This is a genomic window from Caballeronia humi, assembly GCF_001544475.1.
GTDB classification, from domain to species: domain Bacteria; phylum Pseudomonadota; class Gammaproteobacteria; order Burkholderiales; family Burkholderiaceae; genus Caballeronia; species Caballeronia humi.
On sequence record NZ_FCNW02000063.1, the window covers coordinates 1 to 21,495 of the forward strand.

A 21,495-nucleotide genomic window follows, 5' to 3' on the forward strand; every position below is an offset into this window, starting at 1 on the left:
AAGCTGACGGTCGCCGATTCATTTCGAATCGGCTGCATTGGCCGGATCGGCGAGCGCGAGATGCGCGGCGCGCTCGACGCGGTACGCGACATGCTGCAAACGATGGGCATAACGGGCATATCGACGCAAGCCGCCTGAGCACTGCGCGCCAATCGGTCTATGATTCGCTCCGGTTGAACTTAAGAACAAAATAAGCGGGCGACGTGGCCCGCATCATCGGAGTTGCACATGCCTACGCGGTTCGGCGTCGATCAGTTGACGTTTCGTCGTATTCTCGCGCGCAACATCGCGCTTCCGCTCGGCGCCGGGGTCGCAACGGCGCTCGCCTTCGTCGGGCTCGTGCTGTATCTCCTCTCCGCGATCAACTGGGTCGAACATTCCGAGCGCGTGATCGGCAATACGCAGGAGATCGGGCGGCTCGTCAGCGAGAAGGAGAGCGCGCTGCGCGGCTTCCTCGTCACCGGCGACGCGCATTTTCTCGAACCTTACGACATCGCGAAGCCGAAGCTCATCGCCGAAATCGACTCGATGGTGCAACTCGTCGAGGACAATACGGCGCAGGTGGACCGGCTGACCCGCATTCGCGCGTTGCAACAGCAATGGGACAAGATCGCCGACGGCATGCTCGACGCGCGCCGCAAGCAGGAGGATACCGCCGCGCTCGTTCAGGGCGGACGCGGCATGGCGGAGCGGCGCGAAACCGATCGCGAACTCGACGCGTTTCTCAACATCGAGCAGACCTTGCGCGTGCAGCGCGTGCAATCGGCGCGGCAGCTTACGATTGTCACGGTGATCGTTTTCCTTGTGCTGAGCCTCTCGATCAGCGCGATCCTCGCCTGGTTCGGGCGGCGCGAGCTGATGCAGCTTTCCGGCGCCTACGGCCTCGCGATCAGCGAGCACGAACGGCAGGCGGAGGAATTGCGCGGACAAGCGTGGCTGCGCGGCGGACAGGTGCTGCTGGCGGCCAAGGTGCTCGGCGCGCAATCGATGCCGGCGCTCTGCCAGGCGATGCTCGATTTCCTCGCCGAATACCTGAAAGTGTCGATGGGCGCGTTCTATGTGCGCGACGAGGACGGCACGCTGCGGCGCACGGCCGCGTTCGGCTTCGATCCGCAATCCGCGGCGATTCCCGAATCGTTCTCGGGCGTGGATAGCGTCGTCGGACACGCGGTGCATGTGGGGCGTCTCACGAGCATCGACAACGTGCCGGCCAGCTACTGGAAAGTGACGTCGGCGCTCGGTTCGAACACGCCGGCGAGCCTCGTCGTGCTGCCGATCGAAAATGACGGCCACGCGAACGGAGCCGTCGAACTCGGTTTCATGCAGGCGGTGAGCGAGCGCGACCGCGAGTTCCTGCAATCGATCGCGGGCAACATCGGCGGCTTCGTGGAGGCCGAGCAGTATCGCGAACGGCTGCAACGCGCGCTCGAGGAAACGCAGCAGTTGAACGAGGAATTGCAGATGCAGCAAGAGGAGCTGCGAACGTCTAACGAGGAACTGGAACAGCAGACGGCCGCGCTTTCGCAGGCGCAGGCGTATCTCGCCAACCAGAAAGCGGAACTCGAACAGAACAACGAGCAACTTTCCGATCAGGCGCGCATCCTCGACGAACGCAATGTGGCGCTCAACGCCGCGCAGGGCGAACTCGAAGCGCGCGCCGAGCAATTGCAGCGCGCGAGCCGCTACAAATCCGAGTTCCTCGCGAATATGTCACACGAGTTGCGCACGCCGCTCAATAGTTCGCTGATCTTGTCGAAGCTGCTGTCGGAGAACAAGGCGGGCAACCTGACCGGTGAGCAGATCAAGTACGCGCGCACGATCTACTCGGCAGGCAACGATCTGCTCAACCTCATCAACGATATTCTTGATCTCTCGAAAGTCGAGGCCGGCAAGCTCGACCTGCATATCGAGGACGTGCCGCTGCAACGTATCGTGGAGGCGTTGCAGTGGACGTTCGAGCCGCTCGCGCGACAGAAGCAGCTCAATCTCGGTTTCGTGAACGCGATCGAACCGAGTCCGACGATTTCGACCGACTTCCGGCGTCTCGAGCAGGTCCTCAAGAATCTGCTTTCCAATGCCGTGAAGTTCACCGAGAAAGGCTCGGTCTCAGTGACGCTCAGGCGCGCGGGCGACGACGCCGTGCAGTTCGTCGTGACGGATTCGGGCATCGGCATCGCGCCGGAGCAGCAGCAGATGATCTTCGAGGCGTTTCAGCAGGCGGACGGCACCACGAGCCGGATTTACGGCGGAACGGGGCTGGGCTTGTCGATTTCACGCAGTCTCGCGCATCTGCTCGGCGGCACGATTTCGCTGAGCAGCACGCCCGGCGCGGGCAGCACGTTCACGCTGACGTTGCCGCTCGCATACGGCGCCGTTGCCGAGCCGGCGCCGGTTGCCGAACTGCCTCGGGTGAATCCGATTGTTCCGGTCCTGCCGCTCGATGACGAACCGATCGTCCAGACCATCCCCGACGACCGCCTCGATGCCCCCTCGGGGCGCCGCACGGTCCTCGTGATCGAAGACGAAGCCGAGTTCGCGCACATCCTCCGCGACCTCGCGCACGAACTGAACTACCGCTGCATCATCGGGGCGACGGCCGTCGAAGCGCTGCGGCTTGCGGAACAGTTCGTCCCGAACGCGATCCTGCTCGACCTGAATCTGCCCGACCGCTCGGGCCTCGTCGTGCTTCAGGAGCTGAAGGCGAATCCGCGCACGCGCCACATCCCGGTGCACGTCGTCTCGGCGTCGGATCGCAGCGAGACCGCGCTGCATCTCGGCGCGATCGGCTACGCAGTCAAGCCGACCACGCGCGAACAGCTTGCCGCGATCTTTCAGCGGCTCGACGAAAAGAGCAGCCAGAAGATCAAGCGCGTGCTGCTCGTCGAGGACGATGCGCGGCAGCGGGAGAGCATCGTCGAATTGATCAGCGACGCCGATATCGAGATCACGCCGGTCGAGTTCGGCAAGGAAGCGCTCGAACTGCTGAAAACGCAGGTGTTCGACTGCATGATCGTCGACCTGAAGCTGCCGGACATGCAGGGCGGCGACCTCTTGCGGAAGATGGCGGGCTCGGACGCCTGCTCGTTTCCGCCGGTGATCGTCTATACCGGCCGCAGCCTCACGCACAACGAAGAGGCGGAGCTTTTGCGCTACTCGCAATCGATCATCATCAAGGGCGCGCGTTCGCCCGAGCGTCTGCTCGACGAAGTCACGCTCTTCCTGCACAAGGTGGAAACCGATCTTTCCGTCGAGCGCCAGACGATGCTGAACGTCGCGCGCGCCCGCGACCGCGCGCTGGACGGCCGGCGCGTGCTGCTCGTCGACGACGATATCCGCAACGTTTTCTCCTTGACGAGCGCGCTCGAGCATCACGGGCTGCAGGTGGAGATCGGCCGCAACGGTTTCGAGGCGATCGCCGCGCTCGACAAGACGCCGGACATCGACATCGTGCTGATGGACGTGATGATGCCCGGCATGGATGGCCTCGAAGCAACGCGCCGGATTCGTGCCGATGCGCGTTTCCGGAAGCTGCCGATCATCGCGATCACGGCGAAAGCGATGAAGGACGATCAGGAGCAGTGCCTTGCCGCGGGCGCGAGCGATTATCTGGCGAAACCGATCGATATCGACCGGCTGTCGTCGCTGCTGAGAGTATGGATGCCTCGGAAGAATAATTTCTGACGGCGGGTTTGTAATTTGTCGCCGCGAATCGGCGGCTCGGGGCGCGCAAAAAGGCGTTCTGACGGCTTTGCCAGCGTTCAGGCACAAACGCTGCTGCTGCATCGCAATAGGGCGCTTTCCGCGTCCACGCCATCAGTGGTCATTTCGACGCGGGAGTCGAGCATGCGCATTCTGTTTATCGAAGACGACCCGCGCTTGGCCGACGCCTTCGCCGCGCTCGCGGCCTCGATCGGCCACGACCCCGAAGTCGCCTACGACGGCCAGGCCGCACTCGCGCTCATCACGGCCAACACCTACGACGCCATTTTCCTCGACATCGGCCTGCCCGACGTTGACGGTCGCGAACTCTGCCAGCAACTGCGCGCGGCGAGCCGCAGCGACCAGGCATGCGTCGTCGCGGTGACGGGACGCGCGGACATGAGCCCCGAAGAACTCGAATCCTTCGACGGGTACCTGCTCAAGCCCGTGTCGCAGGAATCGCTGGAAGGCGCGATCAACGGCTGTTGAGCCGCGCCTTCAGTGCGCGGTCACAAAAGCTGTTTGACCGCCGCCCACGCATCGACGAGGCCGCTTCCCGTCGCGCCATCCAGCCCCACGCCCGCAGAAATTCCGACGCCTCGCGGATCGCTTGACGGATTCGCGTGCCCGGTCGTGACGTCGCGCGCGGTGCGGCGCAGGATTGCCTTGATGTCGGACGGTTTGAGACCGGGACTCGCCTGCAGCAACAGCGCGCACAGTCCCGCAAGCTGCGGAGCCGCCGCCGACGTGCCGCTGAACACGCCCCAGCCGTCGGCGGCTTCGGTGCCGTCGTAGCTCGCGCCGTCGCGATCGATCTCGCAGCCCGGCGGAATCGGCAGCGCGAGATAGTTCGCGTGCGGCAAGAGGCCGACCAGCCCGCACACGTCCGGCACGTTGCGTCCCGAATAGATCAGGCTCGTGAACGCGCTCGCGTAGTCCGACGCGCGCATCGCGCCCGACTTGTCGACGTAGACCCCGCCCGCCGACACGATGTCCGGCATCTGGCCCGGGAACGAATAGTGGCCGTTGCCCGCTGAAAACACGATCACGACGCCGCGCTTCACCGCCGCCTGGATTTCGGCTTCGAGCGCGACGAGGCTGTTCGGCAGGCTCGCGAGCGGCGTGTTGTCCGGCGCGCGCAGGTCGTAGCCGAGGCTCACCGAGATCACGTGCGGATCGTGCTTGAGCGCTTCCTGAAGGCCTTCGAGCACCGACGCGCCCGCGCTCGGATCGGATTCGTTGTCGAGCTTCACGCCGATGAAGGTCACGCCCGGCGCGATCGCGAAGATGTTCGCCGACTCGCCGGTGCCGTGGCCGTTGGAATCGGTGCGGCGGTTGGTGGCGCCCGGCGCGAGAATGATGGACGAGGCGTAGCCGTTCGCCTTGAAGTACGGATGGCTGTGGCCGAAGCCGCTGTCGATCATCACGACCCGCACGCCCTTGCCCGTGATGCCCTTCAGGTGCGCGGGCGTCGCGTTGAGGCGATGGGCGATGTCGGCGGGGGCGTCGAGGTGATAGTAATTGAGGGCGGGCGGCGTCGCCGACGGCAGCGTGCCGGCGGAAGGCTTCGTTTTGCGCTTGGCGGTCTTGGCGGGCGGCCTCGCGGTTTTGGCTGCCTTCTTTGGGGCTTTCTTTGCTGCCGCCTTCGCCATGTAAATATGCGGCCACTGGATATAGACGTCGTCGAGCAGTGCTTCGAGCGCGGGGTCGGGGTTCCACGACGCATTGTCCGGCGGATAGAGCACCGAGCTGAACTGCGCCGCCGCGCCGCCCGGCGCCTTCATGCGCTGGAGCTTCGTCTGGAACAGCGTCTCGAACTGCGAGCGCGTGCAGCGCATCGACGCCGAGAGCGCACCGCGGCCGGTCAGCGTGAAGCCGCGCCGCGCGAGTTCGGCGAGCGCGAGGTCGGCTTGTGCGGGATCGGGCTTGAACGCTTCGACGGTATCGGTCGACATTCGCGCCGCGAACTTCGTGGGACCGCCGCGCTGGCCCGCGCGGTTGAACGTGATCGCGACCCGAAGCTGTTCGCCTGACGTATCGCGGCGGGTGGGCTTGGTGGTGGGGTCATTGGGATCGTAGGCTTTCATTGCTTCTTCTCCCCATGCAAAATAGTTGCGTTATTCGAATGAAAGATGCCTCGGCGCTTCGCAGATCGACGAGACATGGGGCTTGAGCCGATCCGGCACGGGAAGAGTGTCGGCGGTGCAGGACGCGGCGGGGAAAAGCTTCTGGAAATCGGCATCGGGGATGCGCGCGGACAGCGACGCCGCGCCCTCGCCGCTCACGGTCATGCCGAGTTCGCGGACGGCGCGTTTGAGTTCCTCGCGAGCGGCAGCGTCGTCCGTGAGGCATGGACCGGCCAGCATCAGTTGCAGCCGATGGATGCGCGGGGCGTCGTCGGTCATGACGCCGCCCGATGCGCGATCGAAGGACACATGAGGACCTCCTTGTGCCGTTCGATATTACGCTTAGTCGGACGAGTGTTCCATCATGAAAGCCGATGGTCAGCCTGTTTCGATGCTGGTAGAGTCGAACGTGACTTTCGCCTGATGCGGCCGCTGCAACGCATCAAGGGCGGCAAGGATTCGCAGTGCCACTGCTCGTCCCAAAGGACAAGGAGGCGCGCATGTTGCATCCCTTCGATCCCGGCTACGTCGCCGAGCCGTTTCTCACGCTGTGCTCCGATTACCCCGACGCGACGGTCTATCCCGCCGATCAGTTTCGCGTCGAGTGGGGGCCGATCTTTCATCGCGGCCGGCTCGACGGATCGGCGCGCGTGCTCGTCATCGGGCAGGACCCGGCACAGCACGAGACGGTGATCCGCCGGATTCTCGTCGGCGAGGCGGGGCGTCGCGTGCAGGGACTGCTCGCGAAGCTCGGCATCACGGAAAGCTATGTCTGCATCAATACCTATCTGTATAGCGTCTACGGCAGCGTGAAGGCGGCGACCGCGAGGAAGCCCGAGCTCGTCGGGTATCGAAACCGCTGGTTCGAGGCGCTTTTCGAAAGTCGAAATATCGAGGTCGTGTTCGCGCTCGGACAAGCGGCCGACGCCGCGTGGCAAGCCTTCCGCGCGACGCCGCAAGGGCAGGCGGTGCAGGTGTCGTATGCGGCCGTGACGCATCCCACGCAGCCTGAGAGCTCCGCAGCCGGCGACAAGACCAAGCTCGCCGATGCCACCAAAAAACTCCTGCGTAACTGGAACGCCGGCTTGCAGGCCGTGCATCCGGGCCTGACTCATCCTGACACGCCGACGCCGCCCGTCCTTTATGGCGATACGTGGGCGGTAGGCGATCGCGTGCCGATTCCTGAGCGCGACTATCCGGCGGGCCTGCCCGCGTGGATGCGCGAAAACGACGGCTGGGCGACGCGCAGCGGCCCCGACGCGCTCGCCAAGCGCCGCAACATCACGATCAAGGTGACGCGCGGGGTGGTGACGTGAGCCGTGCCGCGCGTCGCTGGTATCCGCTCTCGCCCGAACTCGCGACGGCGGACCTCGGCAGCCCCGTCGATCCGCTCGACGGCGCGCGCTGCGCACTCGCTGGGCGCGTCGTGGCGATGGACGACGCGTTCACGGTCAAGCGCAAGGGCGTCGTCTATATCGACAAGGGCAGCATCGTCGCGATCCGCAACGGGAGCGCGCGCCCGCCCGCCGGGTTCGAAAGCGTCAAGGTGCTGGACACGGGCGGCACGATCTTTCCCGGCCTGATCGAGCTGCATAACCATCTCAGCTACAACGCGCTGCCGCTCTGGAGCCCCGTTCCGCGGCTCTATCAGGATCGCGGGCAGTGGCCGAATCATCCCGACTACCGGCGGCTCATCAGCGGGCCGATGACGGTCGTCGGCAAATATCGCGACGCGCGTGGACAGGCGCCGCTGCTTGCGCCGCTCGTGCGTTATGTCGAATGCAAATGCATCCTCGGCGGCGTGACGACGAGCCAGGGCATCATGCTCAGCAGCAATGCGGGCGTGCAGCGCTACTATCGCGGGATTTTGCGCAACGTCGAGCAGACCGACGATCCGGCGTTGTCGGAGGCGAAGGCGCGCATCGCCGATGTCGATGCCAAGAGCGCGAAGTCCTTCCTCGCGCGGCTCACACAGGAGGACAGCTGCTTCCTGCTGCATCTCGCGGAGGGCATCACGCCCGCCGACGCAACCGTGTCCACTGCGCGCAAACACTTCCTCGCGCTCGAAGTCACGCCCGGCAAGTGGGCGATCAACGACCGGCTGACCGCGATCCACGCGGCGGGGCTCGTCCCCGGCGACTTCGAGACGCTCGCCCGCTTCGGCGGCGCGATGGTGTGGTCGCCGCTCAGCAACCTGCTGCTGTACGGCGCAACCGCGCACGTCGATGCGGCGCAGAAGGCGAAGGTGCGGATCGGCATCGGCAGCGACTGGTCGCCTTCGGGCAGCAAGAACCTGCTCGGCGAATTGAAGGTGGCGTGGCTTTACTCGCAGCACATGCTCGCCGGACTGTTCAGCGCGCGCGATCTCGTCGCGATGGCGACGCGCGACGCGGCGGCGATCCTCAAGTGGCAGGCGGCGCTCGGCAGTCTGGAGGCGGGCAAGCGCGCGGACCTGATCGTGATCGATGGGAATACGGGCGATCCGTACGAGGGGCTCATCGAATCGAAGGAGACGGCGATCCGGCTCGTGATGATCAACGGCGTGGCGCGCTATGGGCTGCCGGCAATCATGCAGGCGCTCGATGCCGAAGGCGAGACCCTCAAGGTCGGCAAGGAAGAACGCCAGTTGTTTCTCGAACAGGCGACGGGCGATCCGGATGTCGCGAAGGTTTCGCTCGGCGCGGCGACGAAGGCGCTCAAACGCGCGTTCAAGCAATTGCCGAAGCTCGCCCAGGAGATCGAGAGCGGGAAGCCGGCGCCGGCGAACGCGCGGCTCGCCGCGATGGACGCGCCGAAGCCGGTCGTCTGGACGCTCGCGCTCGACGAGATTCAGAACACGGGCATGGATCAGCGCCCGCGTCTGCCGTACGACGGGCCGCAGGATTTCACCGGGCCCAATCTCCAGCCGACGGCATTTGCCGGACCGGCGCTCTCGACCGTGCTCGGTCCGATCGAACTGGACCCGCTGACTGTCGCCGACGATCCGAATTTCCTCAAACGCATCGCGGCGGAGCCGAATGTGCCCGACGTGATACGAAAGGGGCTGGCGGCGTTGTATTGACAGTCAAGCCGCCGCCCGCTCGTTCGACCACGACCACAAATCCTCCGAATACAGCGCCGCCGAGAAGAGAAACCCCTGCAACTCGTCACAGCCGATGCCGCGCAGAATCTTCGCCTGATGCTCGCTCTCGACGCCTTCGGCCACCACCCGCAATCCCAGCTCATGCCCGAGCTCGATGATCGCCTTGACGATCGCGAGATCGGCGGGGGCATCGAGCATGTCGTGCACGAACGCGCGATCGATCTTCAGGCGATCCAGCGGGAAGCGGTTCAGGTAGCTGAGGCTCGAATACCCCGTGCCGAAATCGTCGAGCGACAGCTTCACGCCGAGCGCACGAATCGCACGGATCGCATCGACGTAATTTTCGGCGCTGTCCATCAGCACCGTTTCGGTGATCTCCAGTTCGAGGCTTTGCGGCGGCACGCGATGCTGCGCAAGGCTCTTCGTCAGCACCGGAAGCAGTTCGGGATCGCGCAACTGGATCGCGGAGAGATTTACCGACACGCGGATATCGAGCGCATCGTTTTCACGCCACTCAGCAAGCTGACGGCAAGCCTCGTCGATCACCCATGCGCCGATCTGCACGATGAGCCGCGTCTCCTCCGCGACCGGAATGAACTGCCCCGGCGGCACCGCACCCAATTGCGGATTATTCCAGCGCAACAAGCCCTCGACGCTCACGAGCGCGCCCGTGCGCGCATCGATACACGGCTGGTACGCGAGCCGCATCTCGTCGCGCGCGATCGCCGTGCGCAGGCACGCTTCGAGCGCAAGCCGGTGGCGCGCGTGCTCGGCCATGTCGGCGGAGAAGAACTTGACGAGATTGCGTCCGGCCGCTTTCGCCTGATACATCGCGGCATCGGCGTTTTGCATCAGCGTGTCGATGTCGCGGCCGTCGTCGGGATAGAGCGCGACGCCCACGCTGCACGACACCTGCAGCGTCACGCCGCCGATCTCGTGCGGCTCGCGCAAGAGCGCGATCAGACGCTGGTCGATCGTGCGCGTGACATCGCCCGCGTTGGTCACGGCGTTCATGATCACCGTGAACTCGTCGCCGCCGAGACGGCTCACCGTATCGTTGCTGCGCACCGCCTTCAACAGCCTGCGCGACACCGAGCGCAGCAAACCGTCGCCGATGTGATGCCCAAGCGAATCGTTGATGTTCTTGAAATGATCGAGGTCGATGAACAGCACCGCGACGCGCTGCCGCGTGCGTTCCGCCTGCGCGATCGCCACGCCGAGCCGCGTCGCGAAGAGCGCGCGGTTCGGCAGTTCGGTAAGTACGTCGTGTTCCGCGAGGAACTGGATGCGCTCCTCGCTTTTCTTGCGATCGGTGATATCGATCAGTGTGCAGATGTAGTGCGAGACGTTGCCGCGCTTGTCGCGCACGGCGCTGATCATGAGCCACGCCGGATAATCGCCGCCCTCGCGACGGCGCACCTGCGCTTCGCCATGCCAGGTGCTCGTGCGGTCAATGCGCGTATCGAGGCCCGGAATCACGCCGCCGTGCGCGCCGTCCTCCCCATTGCCGACGATGAACGACACCGGTTTGCCGACGACATCGTCGATCCGGTAGCCGGTCGCGCGATAAAACGACGGGTTGCCCGTGACGAGGCGGCCGTCCTTGTCGAGGATCACGATCGCCTCCGACGACGCCTCGAACACCTTGCCCCACAGCTCCAGCCGCTGCTCCATCAGCTTGATCTGGTTGATCGGCGTGAAGGCGGTGAGGATCGCGTCGCGGCCCTGGAACGTGAAGCGCCGCGCTGAAAGCATCGCCCAGGTCGGCTGGCTGGTCGCTTTCCAGTGGACTTCGAATTCGTCTATCGCATCGTGATCCGAGAGCTGCTGGAAGAAACGCGCGCGCGTCGATGAATCGAGGCTGAACGCCCACGGATCGGTCGAGCAGCCGTTGAGCCAGAAGAGACCGGGCTTGTTCGCGTGCAGGACTTCGTGGCCGGGGATCGCGGTGACGACCATCGGCACCGGCGTCGCCTCGACGAGCGCGTATTGCGCCGCCGATGCGCGCGCCGTCGCGGCGAGTTCCTTCTGCACGTCGCGTTCGCGATCGAGTTGTTCGAGCATGTCGTTGAAGCCACGCACGAGCTGGCCGATTTCGTCCTGGCTGTGCCAGGTCGCGCGCTGCGAGTGGTCGCCGGTGCGGCGCACGGTGTCCATGACACCCGCGAGCTTGCGCAGCGGATACGAGATCTGCTGCGCAACGAAATACACCATCGCGAGGATCGTGCACAGCAGGAAAAGCGCGGTGCCGAGATGCAGCCACATGCGCGAGAAGAGGCCGTGCACGCGTGCGTGCAGCAGGCCGTCCAGATGCTCGCCGGTGTTCCGCCACGCTTCGTCGACGCTCACGACGAGCGTTTGCTGCGTCGTATCGACGATGGCGAGCATCGCGGGGTCCGCAGTCTCACTGCTGTCCACGACAATGCGCGCCGCGTGCCGGAACGCCTCCACGGCGGTGCGCATGCGCTCGACGGAAGGCGCGAGCGCGGTTTCCAGCGTGTGGTTCGCCGCGCCCGCTTCCGCGAAGTCCGAACGCAGGCCCTGCAATACGGCATCGAGCTGGCCTTCGAGCACGAGATAGCGCGTGCGCACCTCTTCGTGCGAATGCGCCGAGCGCATGCCTTCGTGCAGATGACGGCCGATGCCGTTCACCGCGCCGAGCAGCGCGGGGTAGCGCAGGATCGATTGCGACATCGCGTAATAGCTGTCGAGGTCGGGATCGAGGATCAGGTTCGACTGGTTGCCGATGCGCGTAATCAGCTCGCGGCAGGTGTCGAGCGCAGCGCTCGCGGCGGCGGGGCTTGGCTCGCCCTCGTTCGCCATCGCGGTGAGCGCGCTGCGCACGCGCTCGTTGAGCAGCGCGCTCTGCATATGCTCGCCGTAGTGCTGCTCGGCGGTGGCGAGTTGCGTCGCGGTCCGCTCGAAGCGCGCGGCCTGCGGACGCTGGCCCGCGCCGGCGAGCGCGACATCGACCAGCGCGTCGCGCGCGTCCCGCACATAGGCGTTGCCGACGATCTCCTTGTTGGAGAAATCGATCGCAAGGTACTTCTCGTGGATCAGGATGCCGCTGATGTAGATCACCGCGCTCAGGTCGAGCAGGTAGATGAGCAGCAGCTTGCGGCCGACCCGCAGCCGTGCCAGTAGCCGGAAGAACAGGTTGCGGTTCATGAGACTTTCCGGCGCTGAAGGAACTGCGCGGGCGACTCGACGGTTGGGAAACGCCTCAAGATCGACCTCACTGGGTTAGTCGTGGTCCGGTTCCGTGCGGCCGCTTTCGCGGGCTGAAACCGTTGGATCACAGGACTAACGGCAGAAAATGATCGATATTTAGTTATCGATTGATTTTCCCTATATGGGTGCAGGTCGGTGCTTTTAAGGTGCAGACGGGCGTTTTTGGCGCGCACCGCGTTCGAGCGAAGGAGATCGCAGGTCGAGCGGCGTCGAGTCGTTTGGTTGCGCCGACTTGCCGGTGAATTCCTTGCGATACGCTGCGGGCGTCGTGTCTTTGAACGCCCGGAACTGGCGGTTGAAGTTGGCGATATTCGGAAAGCCCGAGCGCGTGGCGATCACGGAAACCGGCCACGACGTATCAGCGAGCATGCGGCACGCATGGCCGATGCGCACGCGACTCACATATTTCCCCACGCTTTCGCCGAGGTGCTGCACGAAATAGCGGTTTAGCGTGCGCTCGGACAGCGTCGCGGCGGCAGCCAGTTCCGCCAGCGTCAGCCGCTGCGCAAAACGCGCCTCGATGACCGCCAGCGCGCGATTGATTCGCTCCGGCTCGTGTCCGGACGGCCGTCCGATGCGGCTTCCATCGAACGCGCTCGGCGATGCGAGCGGTTGCGCGTCCTCGTCGGCGAGCTGGCAGAGCACGTCGAGCACGACACTCAGCCGTTCGCGTGCCGATTCCGCGAGCAGTTCGCCGCTGCGCTGCCGAAGCGCCGCTCCTGCGTCCGGACTGAACGCGAGCCCGCAGGCCGCGCGTCTCAAGAGGCGGTGCAGCGCGTCGTATTCGGGACAGCAGTCGGCCACGCGCCGCGCCCAGTCGCCGCCGAACCACACGACGATGGCGACCTGTGGCGCGCTGGCATCGATGGAACGGTTCGAGGACCATGTGTGGGGAAGGTCGGGCGGCACGAGTACGAGATCGTCACTTGCGTAGGTCGTGATCGAATCGCCGATGTAGCGCTTGCCGCGGCTGTTCATCGTAAGCGTGAGTTCGTATTCGGGATGATGGTGCCATTCGAACGGAATGCGCGGCAACTGGCGGTGGTACACCCGCACCGAGCAACCGCTACCCATTTCGACGTGTTCGTAAGCCGGTTTCATGGCGGGATGCGCGAAGTAGTTGACCGTATCGTGTCACTCTACCGGTTAACCGCTGCAGGACGGATCAGATCGGGTTCGCGCTCTGAGGAGCCGCTACGCGCCTTCAAAGATGCGCCGCCGCGAGTTCTCAATATGTCGGCGCATCGCGGCGGATGCCTCCTCGGACGCGTGCGCCTCGATGCCGTCGATGATCGCCTGATGCTCCGCCTGCACCTGCTCGAAACGCGTGTGGCTCTGCGCTTGCCCGAGGTTGCGCGCGAGTTCCATGCATTGACGGATCGGCGCGAGGCCGTGTTCGATCGTCGCGATGAAAAACGGATTGTGCGACGCGCGCGCGATCGACAGATGCAGTTCGAGATCCGCGTCGACCCCTGAGACCGCACCGTCGACGCGCCGGTCGAGCGCGCGATAGGCGGCATGGATCGATGCAATGTCGGCGTCCGTGCGCATCTGCGCGGCCAGGCCTGCGGCGCCCGCCTCGACGCACAGGCGGAACGCGTAATACCGCTCGACGTCGGCGATGCTCGAGATCGACGGCGCGGACGGCTCCGCGCGACCGGGCATGCGCAGGATGTAGCTCCCCGACCCGCGCCGCGATTCCACGATCCCTTCCGATCGCAAACGCGAAAGCGCTTCGCGAATCGTCGTGCGCGATACGGAGTAGCGGGCGGTCAGTTCGAACTCGGTGGGGAGCTTGTTGTCCACGGCAAACTCGCCGCGCAATATCGCTTCGATGATCAGCTTGCAGACTTTGTCGGGAAGGCTGATGCCTTCGGTTGTCGTCAGCAGCAGGTCATCCACGCTTTGCCCCTTGAAATGCGTCGTCGAACGGTCAATGGGCAAGAATATCGGGCGGGAGGAGTGGCGGCAAGAAGCGCCACGCTGGACGCTTCTTGAGTGTGAAGCGATTCGCTACGATCCCTGGAAGATGTCGCAGGACAAACCGGCGATGCACGCGGTGTTGTATCGGGTACGTCCGCTGTCATAGGCTCCCCGCGCCGGCGAGCCGCCATACGACGAATCACTCGTGCTCGGTGCGGCGGTCTGCGACATCGACGATTGATCGGAGGAGGATGGGTTTTGTTGCGTCGTCTGCGAATAGGCGATACCGACGCCCATCGACAGCACGACGCCACTCGCAACTCGAATAAGCCTGGTTCTCATCATGGCGCCTCATTTATGCATGCGTTACGTTTTGACGCTTTCAATGTGCCTCGCACATCGGGAAACGTCCGAATTCGATATCGCTCGGGAACGCGAAAACCGGGCGTCGGCCGGGCGGAAAGCATCGTTAATAATGATGGAAGCGGGCGTCTTATGGCGCGAGCCCGCGTTTTTGACTGGAAGCCGGTGGAGTCTTTTGGTAAAGACCGCCTGGCATCGTCCGACGCGCGTCGTCGGAAACACGAATATGCGCGGGTGACTTTGTGGGTCGGCAACGGGCAAAGGAGACGTTGCAATCATGATTTATAGTCCGGCGCCGCGTGAAAAACCAGAAAATATGCTTTCGACCCGCGGCCAGGCATGCGACGTGCGTCCGCACGAAAGACGGCTGTAACGATTCGGCAAGCGCGATGAATTGAGCGCCCATCAATCGCGTAAAGAACGGATTTTATTTTCTGCTGGTCCATACTTTGTGATGCTCCAATTCACTTTGGTTTATTGATTAACGGATCGAGGAGACACCATGTCAACACCATTTAATCCGCTTACCGACTTCACGAAAATGCTGGAGCAATTCAAGTTTCCGGGCGTCGATTCGACTTCGATTACCGAATCGACGCGAAAAGACCTGGAAGCGCTGACGGAGGCAAACAGGCTCGCCTATGAAGGCATGCAGGCGCTGATCCGTAAGCAAACGGAATTGCTGAACGAAAACGCACGCGCCATTCAGACGGCCGCGCAGCAAATACAAGGCGCTACGCCGACGGAAGTGATGGCGAGCCAAAGCGAATTTGTCCAGAAATCGCTACAAAAGGCCTTCGACAATATGCGCCAGCTGGCGGAAATCGCGCAGCAGTCGCAAACGGCCGCTATCGCAGCGATGACGCGGCGCGCCGAAGAGAACATGCAAGCTTTGAAGAAGATCACGCCCTCGAAATAGCCCGTTCAGCCAGCAATGTTCAGAACTTTTGTCCATCCCGCCAATCTGCACAGATCGAAAATCGATGCTTGACGCCCGCCGAGACTGCCGTATGATGGCTTCATTGTTGCAATGCAGCAAAAAGCCATTCGATGGTCCGGAATGACCGGACCAGGGCGAACTCTCAAACAGGAGCGGTCAATGTTTCCTTCATTTCCCCAGCAGGCTTCGTCGGGTGCGGCATCGAATTTTCAACTGTTCGTCAACGTGTCCAAGCGTTATGCGAGCGGATTGCAGCAACTCGCCGAACTGAACGTGCAGACGATCAAGACGGTGATGGAAGAAAGCACGTCGGTTCTGAAGGCCGGTACGGTCGTGAAGCCGGCTGAATTCCTGAGCCTGCAACCGAAGCTGCTCGCGGCGCTTCCGGAAAAAGCGGCGGCGTATTCGCGCCATTTCCTGAATATCGTCCGTTCGACCGAAACCGACATCCTGAACGAAACGCGCAGCCAGTTCGGCAAGTACGGTTTCAACATGAAGGGCGTGTTCGAAACGGCCGCGCAGCAGAGTGAAGCATTCGCGAAGGGTCCGGTGGCGCTGTTGTCGAACGCTGCCAAGGAATCGGCCGATGCCGCCGACGAAACCGCGGCTGTCGTCGTCGACGCGAGCGGCGAAATCGCTCAAAAGCATTGATTGGCCTGTAGCACCGTTGTTTTGGAGCCCGCTTCAGGCGGGCTTTTTATTGCGCACGACCCGATTAAAGGAAACCCTCGATGACCTCTTCCGATCCGCTTGCCTCGGCGCACGATACGTTCTGGTCGCTCTTCGCACTCGGACCGATGGGGCTCGCGGCGCAGTTTTTCGTCGATCCAGAGACGGCTGTGGCAGCTCAGCCGCTCAAGGGCGTCGTTCCGGAAGTGCAAGAAGCGCCGGTCGTCCGAATCGAGCGGGCAACCGGCGCCGCTCGATGGCTGAGCCGCCGTTTCGATTACGACGGCGATACGCTCCCCTTCAAGCTTTATATTCCGAGTGGTTACAAGAGTCAGCCGCTGCCGCTGATCATCATGCTCCACGGCGCGCAGCAGGACCCGGACGACTTCGCGGCAGGCACTGGCATGAACGCCGTCGCGGAGACCGAGGGCTATATCGTCGTGTATCCGGAACAATCGGAGGGCGCGAATCCCTTCCGCTGCTGGAACTGGTTCCGGCCGGGAGACCAGACGCGCGAATCGGGCGAGACCGCGATGGTCGCCGCCCTCACGCGCGAAGTCATGGCGATGTGCAACGTCGATGCCGCGCGTGTCTACGTCGCGGGCATGTCCGCGGGCGGCGCGATGGCCGTCAATCTCGCGGTGACGCATCCGGAGCTCTACGCGGCCGCGGCGATCCACTCGGGCATGGCGTTCGGCGTCGCCGACGAACCCCTCTCCGCGCTCTGCGCGATGAACGACGGCATGGGCAAGGTGCGTCTGCCGGTATCGGCGGCGGGGGGAGTGCGCGCGCGCGCGGTACCGCTGATCGTTTTTCACGGCGATGCCGACGATACCGTGCATCCGCGCAACGGCGAGCAGGTCGTCGCGATGAGCCGTCTCTTGCTCGGCGATGACGCAGACGCGCATCCGCCCGCGCTGACGCATCTCGACAGCGCGGAGAACGGCTACGCGTACACGCGTCATGTGTTTCGCGATCCGGAAAACGTGACGGTCGGCGAGCAGTGGATCGTGCACGGACTCGGCCACGCGTGGTCCGGCGGCAACCCCGGCGGCACGCACACCGACGTGCGCGGGCCGCATGCGACGCACGAGATCGTGCGGTTCTTTGCGCAATTCGCGCTGGATGCGTAGGGTGCTCGGGCTTTAGCCGGCTCATCATCGATCGCGCGCCGGAAAAGCCCTGTTAGCACACCGGCCTCAAAAATCGCTCGCTGTTCGCGGAACCGCTTCGCGACGGCGATCTTTGACTTCCGCGATATCTCTGACTAAAGTCAGAGATATGCACACGCATCCCATCCAGCAGGTTCGAAGTTTCAATCGGACGGTCGCCGAAGGCATCGGCGCGCTCGACGAGCGTTTTCTCGGCCGCGCCCGTCCGATGGGCGAATCGCGCCTGCTTTGGGAAATCGGAATCGATGGCGTCGAAGTCCGTGCGCTTCGAGCTCGACTCGGTCTCGACTCGGGTTACATCAGCCGCACGCTGCGCGCTTTGGAAAAGCAGGGATTCGTCGTGGTAGAAACATGCGACGACGACCGTCGTGTGCGCAAAGCACGCCTCACCAAGGCTGGCCTCGCCGAACGCGCGGAGCTGGACCGCCGATCGGATTCGGTCGCCTCGCACATTCTCGAATCGCTCAACGAGCAGCAACGCGCGACGCTCGTTGCTGCGATGGCCGAAGTCGAGCGCTTGCTGCAGCCGTCGCTCGTGCGCATGGAGATCGAAGACCCGACGAGCGACGACGCGCGCGCATGTTTCGACAAATACTTCGCCGAGCTCGATGAGCGCTTCGAGGCTGGCTTCGATCCGGCGTTAAGTCTTTCCGCAGACGCACAGGACCTGACGCCGCCCGCCGGTGAACTGATCATCGCGCGACTGCACGGCAGCGTTGCCGGTTGTGTGGCGCTCAAGTTTCACAAGAAGGCGCCGGCGGAACTGAAGCGCATGTGGGTGAGTTCGTCCGCACGCGGGCTCGGCATCGCGCGGCAATTGCTGGCCGAAGCCGAGCGGCATGCGCGGATGGCAGGCGCCCGCGCGATTCGGCTTGAAACGAACCGAAGTTTGACCGAGGCAATCAACCTGTATCGACGCTCGGGATATGTCGAGGTCGACGCATTCAACGACGAACCGTACGCGCATCACTGGTTCGAAAAAAAGCTCTGAACACACCATGCTCCCAATTGCCGACCGATGGTTCGAACTGAAACGCATCAGCGATGAAATCACCTTGCTGTTGGAGCCGCACGTCGTGCCGCTCATGCGCTGCAATATCTGGCACGTGCGCGGCCGTGACCGCGACTTGATGATCGACACCGGCATGGGTATCGCGAGCCTGCGCGACGCCGCGCGGCATCTGTTGCAGAAAGACGTGACGGCCGTCGCGACGCATACGCACTCCGACCACGTCGGCGGCCATCACGAGTTCGAGCACACGCTGGTCCACGAACTGGAAGCGGAGAACCTGCGCTCGCCGAGAGAGCGTGGAACGCTGCTGGCATCTGTATTGGGCGAGGCGGCGATTCGTCGATACAGCGCATTCGGTTACCCGTTCGACGGTGACTTGATCACGGCGCTTCCGCATGCCGAGTACCAGATGTCGGAATATCGCCTGCGTGGCGCGCCCGTGACGAAAACCGTCACCGAAGGCGATGTCGTCGATCTCGGCGACCGGCATTTCGAGGTGTTGCATCTGCCGGGCCATTCGCCAGGAAGCATCGGGCTCTGGGAAGCGGCCAGCGGCACGCTATTTTCAGGCGACGCGATTTATGATGGTCCGCTGCTCGACGAGATCAAGGGCGCCGATATCCCGGCTTACGTGCGGACGATGAAGCGATTGCGCGAATTGCCCGTGCGCGTCGTTCACGCGGGACATGACACGAGCTTCGGCCGCGAGCGGCTCGTTACGCTGATCGATGCGTATCTCGCGAAACGAGCGTAGTCATTTTTTCCGGCCGCGTCGGCGTGGCTTGGGCTCGACGCCAATGCGCTCGTCGCGCGCCAGTACGAGCGCGGTCGTCCTCTCTGCGACGGCTTCAAACTCCGGATCGTCCTGCGGCACGTAAAGCCATTTGCCAAGCACCGGATGCGGCCGCAACGCGGGTATCTCTTCGATAAGCGCAGCGTGGCGCTCTTGCGACGTGCACACCAGCAAGCCATTCCACGGTTTGTCCCGGTCGGCTGCGACGAGACAGAGGAGGCCATCGACATACGCGGCGTCGCAGCCGAACATCCGCTTGCGAATGTAGGTGGCATCGTGCTCGAACGGCTCGAAGATCCAGACAAGCGAGTTGCGGACGGTCGATGGCATCGTCTTAGAGAGACGTTGATCCAGCGTCGATTTCTTCGAAGCGCTTCCACTTGTAGACTACCGCCGACAGCACCCAACAGACGACGAACACCCCCACGATCGCATAGCCGATCAACCCGAAGTTCTCATTAAGCCGCGCGACAGAGTCCCAGAACCAGCCGCTCATCCGCAGCTTGCCGCCGAGCAGGCCAAGCCCTTCGATACTCCCGACCAGCAAGGCGACGATCACGGAAATCGTCGTGATCGTGATGTTGTAGTAGAGCTTGCGGATCGGCTTGACGAACGCCCAGCCGTAAGCGCCGAGCATGAGAATGCTGTCCGTCGTATCGATCAGCGTCATGCCTGCAGTGAAGAGCACCGGGAAGACCAGGATCGACCAGATCGGCATACCTTGCGCGGCACCCGCGGCCGAAAGCCCGAGCAGCCCGACTTCGGTCGCCGTATCGAATCCAAGGCCGAACAGAAAGCCGAGGAAGTACATGTGCCAGCTCCTGGTGATCAGGCGAAAGAGCGGGCGGAAGAGGCGAGCGAGAAATCCGCGATCGGCGAGCAGCAGGTCGAAGTCTTCGTCGTTATATGGCTCACCTCGCCGCACGCGACGAAACGCACGGATGATGGAGCGCAGAACCACGAGGTTCATCAGCGCGATCGCGAAGAGGAAAAACGTCGACACGAGCGTGCCGATCAGTCCGCCGATCTCCTTGAAGCCAGCCATCCTGCTTTGCAAGGCCATAGCCGTCGCAGCGATACCGACCGATGCGAGCACGACGATCGTCGAGTGGCCGAGCGAGAACGTCAGCCCGACCGTGATCGGACGCTTGCCTTCCTGCATCAGCTTTCGCGTGACGTTGTCGATTGCGGCGATGTGGTCCGCGTCGACCGCGTGGCGCAGCCCGAGCGAATACGCAAGCAGGCTGGTGCCCATCAGCAGCGGATAGTCGTGGAACGCGACGAATGCCCAGATCCAGGCGGCGACATTGAACGCGACGAGAAGCGCATAGACCGTGACAACTTTCTGACGCAACTGCCCGTTCTCATCGCCGAATATTGCCCGGATAAAGTGTGTCATGTGCTTTTTGTAAGGTCGATGGTTGGCTCGTATCCGCTTCGCATCGAATGATACCTTTACAAAAATAGCTCATACCCGAGCGGGCTCCGTCCAAGGTCGCGAGCAATTCCTCGTTGATTGTTATCGTGCCTCGCGGCCACTGCGACGACCCTTCGCAGCACGATCGCTCGCACACCTGAACCGCGCTAATCCATAGTCACGTCCATCCTTCCAGCCGCAGCGTCGAGCGCACGAGCCGCTGTTCCTCTTGTTCGATCTCCGCGAAGTTCTCGCGCACGCTCTTGATGTGCTGGCTTGCCGCGCGCCGCGCCTGCTCGGGCAGCTTGCCGGTCACCGCGTTGTAGAGCCGCGCATGCTGACGATCGATCACGCGTTTTTGCGCCTCGCGGTGATAGAGATTGTTCACCGACGCGAATACCGAACTCAGCATCAAGTCGTTGAGCGTGGCGAGTGTATGCACGAGCACGGGATTGTGTGACGCCTCGGAAATCGCGAGATGGAACGCGTGGTCGAGCCGCGCGTGCGTCGAGGCGTCAGTGTCCCGCGAGTTCGCCGCCACCATTTCCTCATAGCGCCGCGTAATGAGGATGTAGTCGGCGGGCGTGCCTCGCAACGCCGCGAGCCGCGCCGATTCCGCCTCCATCATCTCGCGCACCTCCAGCAGGTCGTAGAGCGTGCGCGGCTGCGAGCCCAGCAGATGCATCATTGGCGCCTGCGCGGGTTCGGCGCTCAGTTTCGCGACGAACGATCCCTTTCCCTGCGACGTCTCGATCAGCCCGCGCGCCCGCAAGATTTTCAATCCTTCGCGCAGCGCCGTGCGCGACACGCCGAGCTTTTCGGTCAGCCGCCGCTCCGACGGCAGCGTCTGCCCCTGCTTCAGCACGCCATCGACGATCAGTCGTTCGATTCGCTCGACGACCACGTCCGCGAGCTGGCGTCTGGCTTCGGGTTGGGTGTCTTTCATCGTGCCTCCCACTGGTATGACCACCTTCCTAGAGTAGCACGCCGCGACTCGAATTTCCTGCCAAACGCCATGCGAGCAAGGGAATCACCGGTTTTGATTTAAGAAATCGCATGGCAAAAGTG

At 63.5% G+C, this 21,495-nt stretch carries 18 protein-coding genes; 9 read left to right on the plus strand and 9 right to left on the minus strand.

All coding sequences use genetic code 11. The annotated features are described in order from the left end of the window. Nucleotides 1-228 precede the first annotated feature (228 nt). Nucleotides 229-3,681, plus strand: a complete 3,453-nt coding sequence (locus tag AWB65_RS30330) for a response regulator (protein ID WP_087670613.1) — start codon at nucleotides 229-231, stop codon at nucleotides 3,679-3,681. 162 nt (nucleotides 3,682-3,843) lie between these two features. Continuing rightward, a complete protein-coding gene (locus AWB65_RS30335; RefSeq protein ID WP_087656598.1) occupies nucleotides 3,844-4,188 on the plus strand; it encodes a response regulator in 345 nt (114 codons plus the stop codon). 20 nt (nucleotides 4,189-4,208) lie between these two features. On the opposite strand, the gene AWB65_RS30340 is transcribed toward AWB65_RS30335, so the two are convergent. Both AWB65_RS30340 and AWB65_RS30345 read right to left on the minus strand, forming a co-directional pair. Further along, nucleotides 4,209-5,786, minus strand: a complete 1,578-nt coding sequence (locus AWB65_RS30340) for a S8 family serine peptidase (protein ID WP_087670614.1) — start codon at nucleotides 5,784-5,786, stop codon at nucleotides 4,209-4,211. Nucleotides 5,787-5,816: 30 nt separating this feature from the next. After that, entirely contained in the window at nucleotides 5,817-6,134 is a 318-nt protein-coding gene (locus AWB65_RS30345; RefSeq protein ID WP_235007859.1) for a hypothetical protein, read from the minus strand. A gap of 191 nt (nucleotides 6,135-6,325) precedes the next feature. Between AWB65_RS30345 and AWB65_RS30350 the strand changes: the two genes are divergently transcribed. Together AWB65_RS30350 and AWB65_RS30355 are read left to right on the plus strand one after the other, a co-directional pair. Beyond that, on the plus strand, nucleotides 6,326-7,141 hold the full coding sequence (locus AWB65_RS30350; RefSeq protein WP_087670615.1) for a uracil-DNA glycosylase family protein: 816 nt from the start codon (nucleotides 6,326-6,328) through the stop codon (nucleotides 7,139-7,141). After that, nucleotides 7,138-8,886 carry an amidohydrolase family protein gene (locus AWB65_RS30355; RefSeq protein ID WP_200821833.1) on the plus strand — a complete coding sequence of 583 codons (1,749 nt, stop codon included), beginning with the start codon at nucleotides 7,138-7,140 and terminating at the stop codon, nucleotides 8,884-8,886. Before AWB65_RS30350 ends, AWB65_RS30355 begins: the two co-directional genes overlap by 4 nt. Before the next feature lie 3 nt (nucleotides 8,887-8,889). Here AWB65_RS30355 and AWB65_RS30360 read toward each other — a convergent pair whose 3' ends face one another. The 4 genes from AWB65_RS30360 to AWB65_RS30375 form a co-directional block, all read right to left on the minus strand. Continuing rightward, nucleotides 8,890-12,075: a bifunctional diguanylate cyclase/phosphodiesterase gene (locus AWB65_RS30360; protein ID WP_087670616.1), complete on the minus strand. Its 3,186-nt coding sequence runs from the start codon at nucleotides 12,073-12,075 to the stop codon at nucleotides 8,890-8,892. A 204-nt stretch (nucleotides 12,076-12,279) separates the two neighbouring features. Further along, nucleotides 12,280-13,239 carry a helix-turn-helix domain-containing protein gene (locus AWB65_RS30365; protein WP_087670617.1) on the minus strand — a complete coding sequence of 320 codons (960 nt, stop codon included), beginning with the start codon at nucleotides 13,237-13,239 and terminating at the stop codon, nucleotides 12,280-12,282. Nucleotides 13,240-13,332: 93 nt separating this feature from the next. Continuing rightward, nucleotides 13,333-14,040 (minus strand): FadR/GntR family transcriptional regulator, encoded by a 708-nt coding sequence (locus tag AWB65_RS30370; protein WP_087670634.1) that lies wholly within the window; start codon nucleotides 14,038-14,040, stop codon nucleotides 13,333-13,335. A 111-nt stretch (nucleotides 14,041-14,151) separates the two neighbouring features. Beyond that, nucleotides 14,152-14,403, minus strand: coding sequence for a hypothetical protein (locus tag AWB65_RS30375; protein ID WP_125474251.1), 252 nt, complete (start codon nucleotides 14,401-14,403; stop codon nucleotides 14,152-14,154). 562 nt (nucleotides 14,404-14,965) lie between these two features. Between AWB65_RS30375 and AWB65_RS30380 the strand changes: the two genes are divergently transcribed. The 5 genes from AWB65_RS30380 to AWB65_RS30400 all read left to right on the plus strand — a co-directional run bounded on the left by AWB65_RS30380 (nucleotide 14,966) and on the right by AWB65_RS30400 (nucleotide 18,971). Then, nucleotides 14,966-15,343 (plus strand): phasin family protein, encoded by a 378-nt coding sequence (locus AWB65_RS30380; RefSeq protein WP_327359341.1) that lies wholly within the window; start codon nucleotides 14,966-14,968, stop codon nucleotides 15,341-15,343. 180 nt (nucleotides 15,344-15,523) lie between these two features. Further along, on the plus strand, nucleotides 15,524-16,015 hold the full coding sequence (gene phaP, locus AWB65_RS30385; protein WP_159907867.1) for a TIGR01841 family phasin: 492 nt from the start codon (nucleotides 15,524-15,526) through the stop codon (nucleotides 16,013-16,015). A gap of 80 nt (nucleotides 16,016-16,095) precedes the next feature. Further along, nucleotides 16,096-17,166, plus strand: a complete 1,071-nt coding sequence (locus AWB65_RS30390) for an extracellular catalytic domain type 1 short-chain-length polyhydroxyalkanoate depolymerase (RefSeq protein ID WP_087670621.1) — start codon at nucleotides 16,096-16,098, stop codon at nucleotides 17,164-17,166. A 148-nt stretch (nucleotides 17,167-17,314) separates the two neighbouring features. Beyond that, nucleotides 17,315-18,196 (plus strand): bifunctional helix-turn-helix transcriptional regulator/GNAT family N-acetyltransferase, encoded by an 882-nt coding sequence (locus tag AWB65_RS30395; protein WP_087670622.1) that lies wholly within the window; start codon nucleotides 17,315-17,317, stop codon nucleotides 18,194-18,196. 7 nt (nucleotides 18,197-18,203) lie between these two features. Continuing rightward, nucleotides 18,204-18,971: an MBL fold metallo-hydrolase gene (locus AWB65_RS30400; protein WP_087670623.1), complete on the plus strand. Its 768-nt coding sequence runs from the start codon at nucleotides 18,204-18,206 to the stop codon at nucleotides 18,969-18,971. Here the strand turns inward: AWB65_RS30400 and AWB65_RS30405 are convergent, their stop codons facing one another. From AWB65_RS30405 to glcC, 3 genes are all read right to left on the minus strand, one after another. Next, entirely contained in the window at nucleotides 18,972-19,340 is a 369-nt protein-coding gene (locus AWB65_RS30405; RefSeq protein ID WP_087670624.1) for a hypothetical protein, read from the minus strand. It abuts the gene before it with no gap. Between the two features lie 4 nt (nucleotides 19,341-19,344). Continuing rightward, entirely contained in the window at nucleotides 19,345-20,409 is a 1,065-nt protein-coding gene (locus AWB65_RS30410) for a HoxN/HupN/NixA family nickel/cobalt transporter (protein WP_087670625.1), read from the minus strand. Nucleotides 20,410-20,605: 196 nt separating this feature from the next. Further along, on the minus strand, nucleotides 20,606-21,373 hold the full coding sequence (glcC, locus tag AWB65_RS30415) for a transcriptional regulator GlcC (protein ID WP_087670626.1): 768 nt from the start codon (nucleotides 21,371-21,373) through the stop codon (nucleotides 20,606-20,608). Nucleotides 21,374-21,495: the final 122 nt, after the last annotated feature.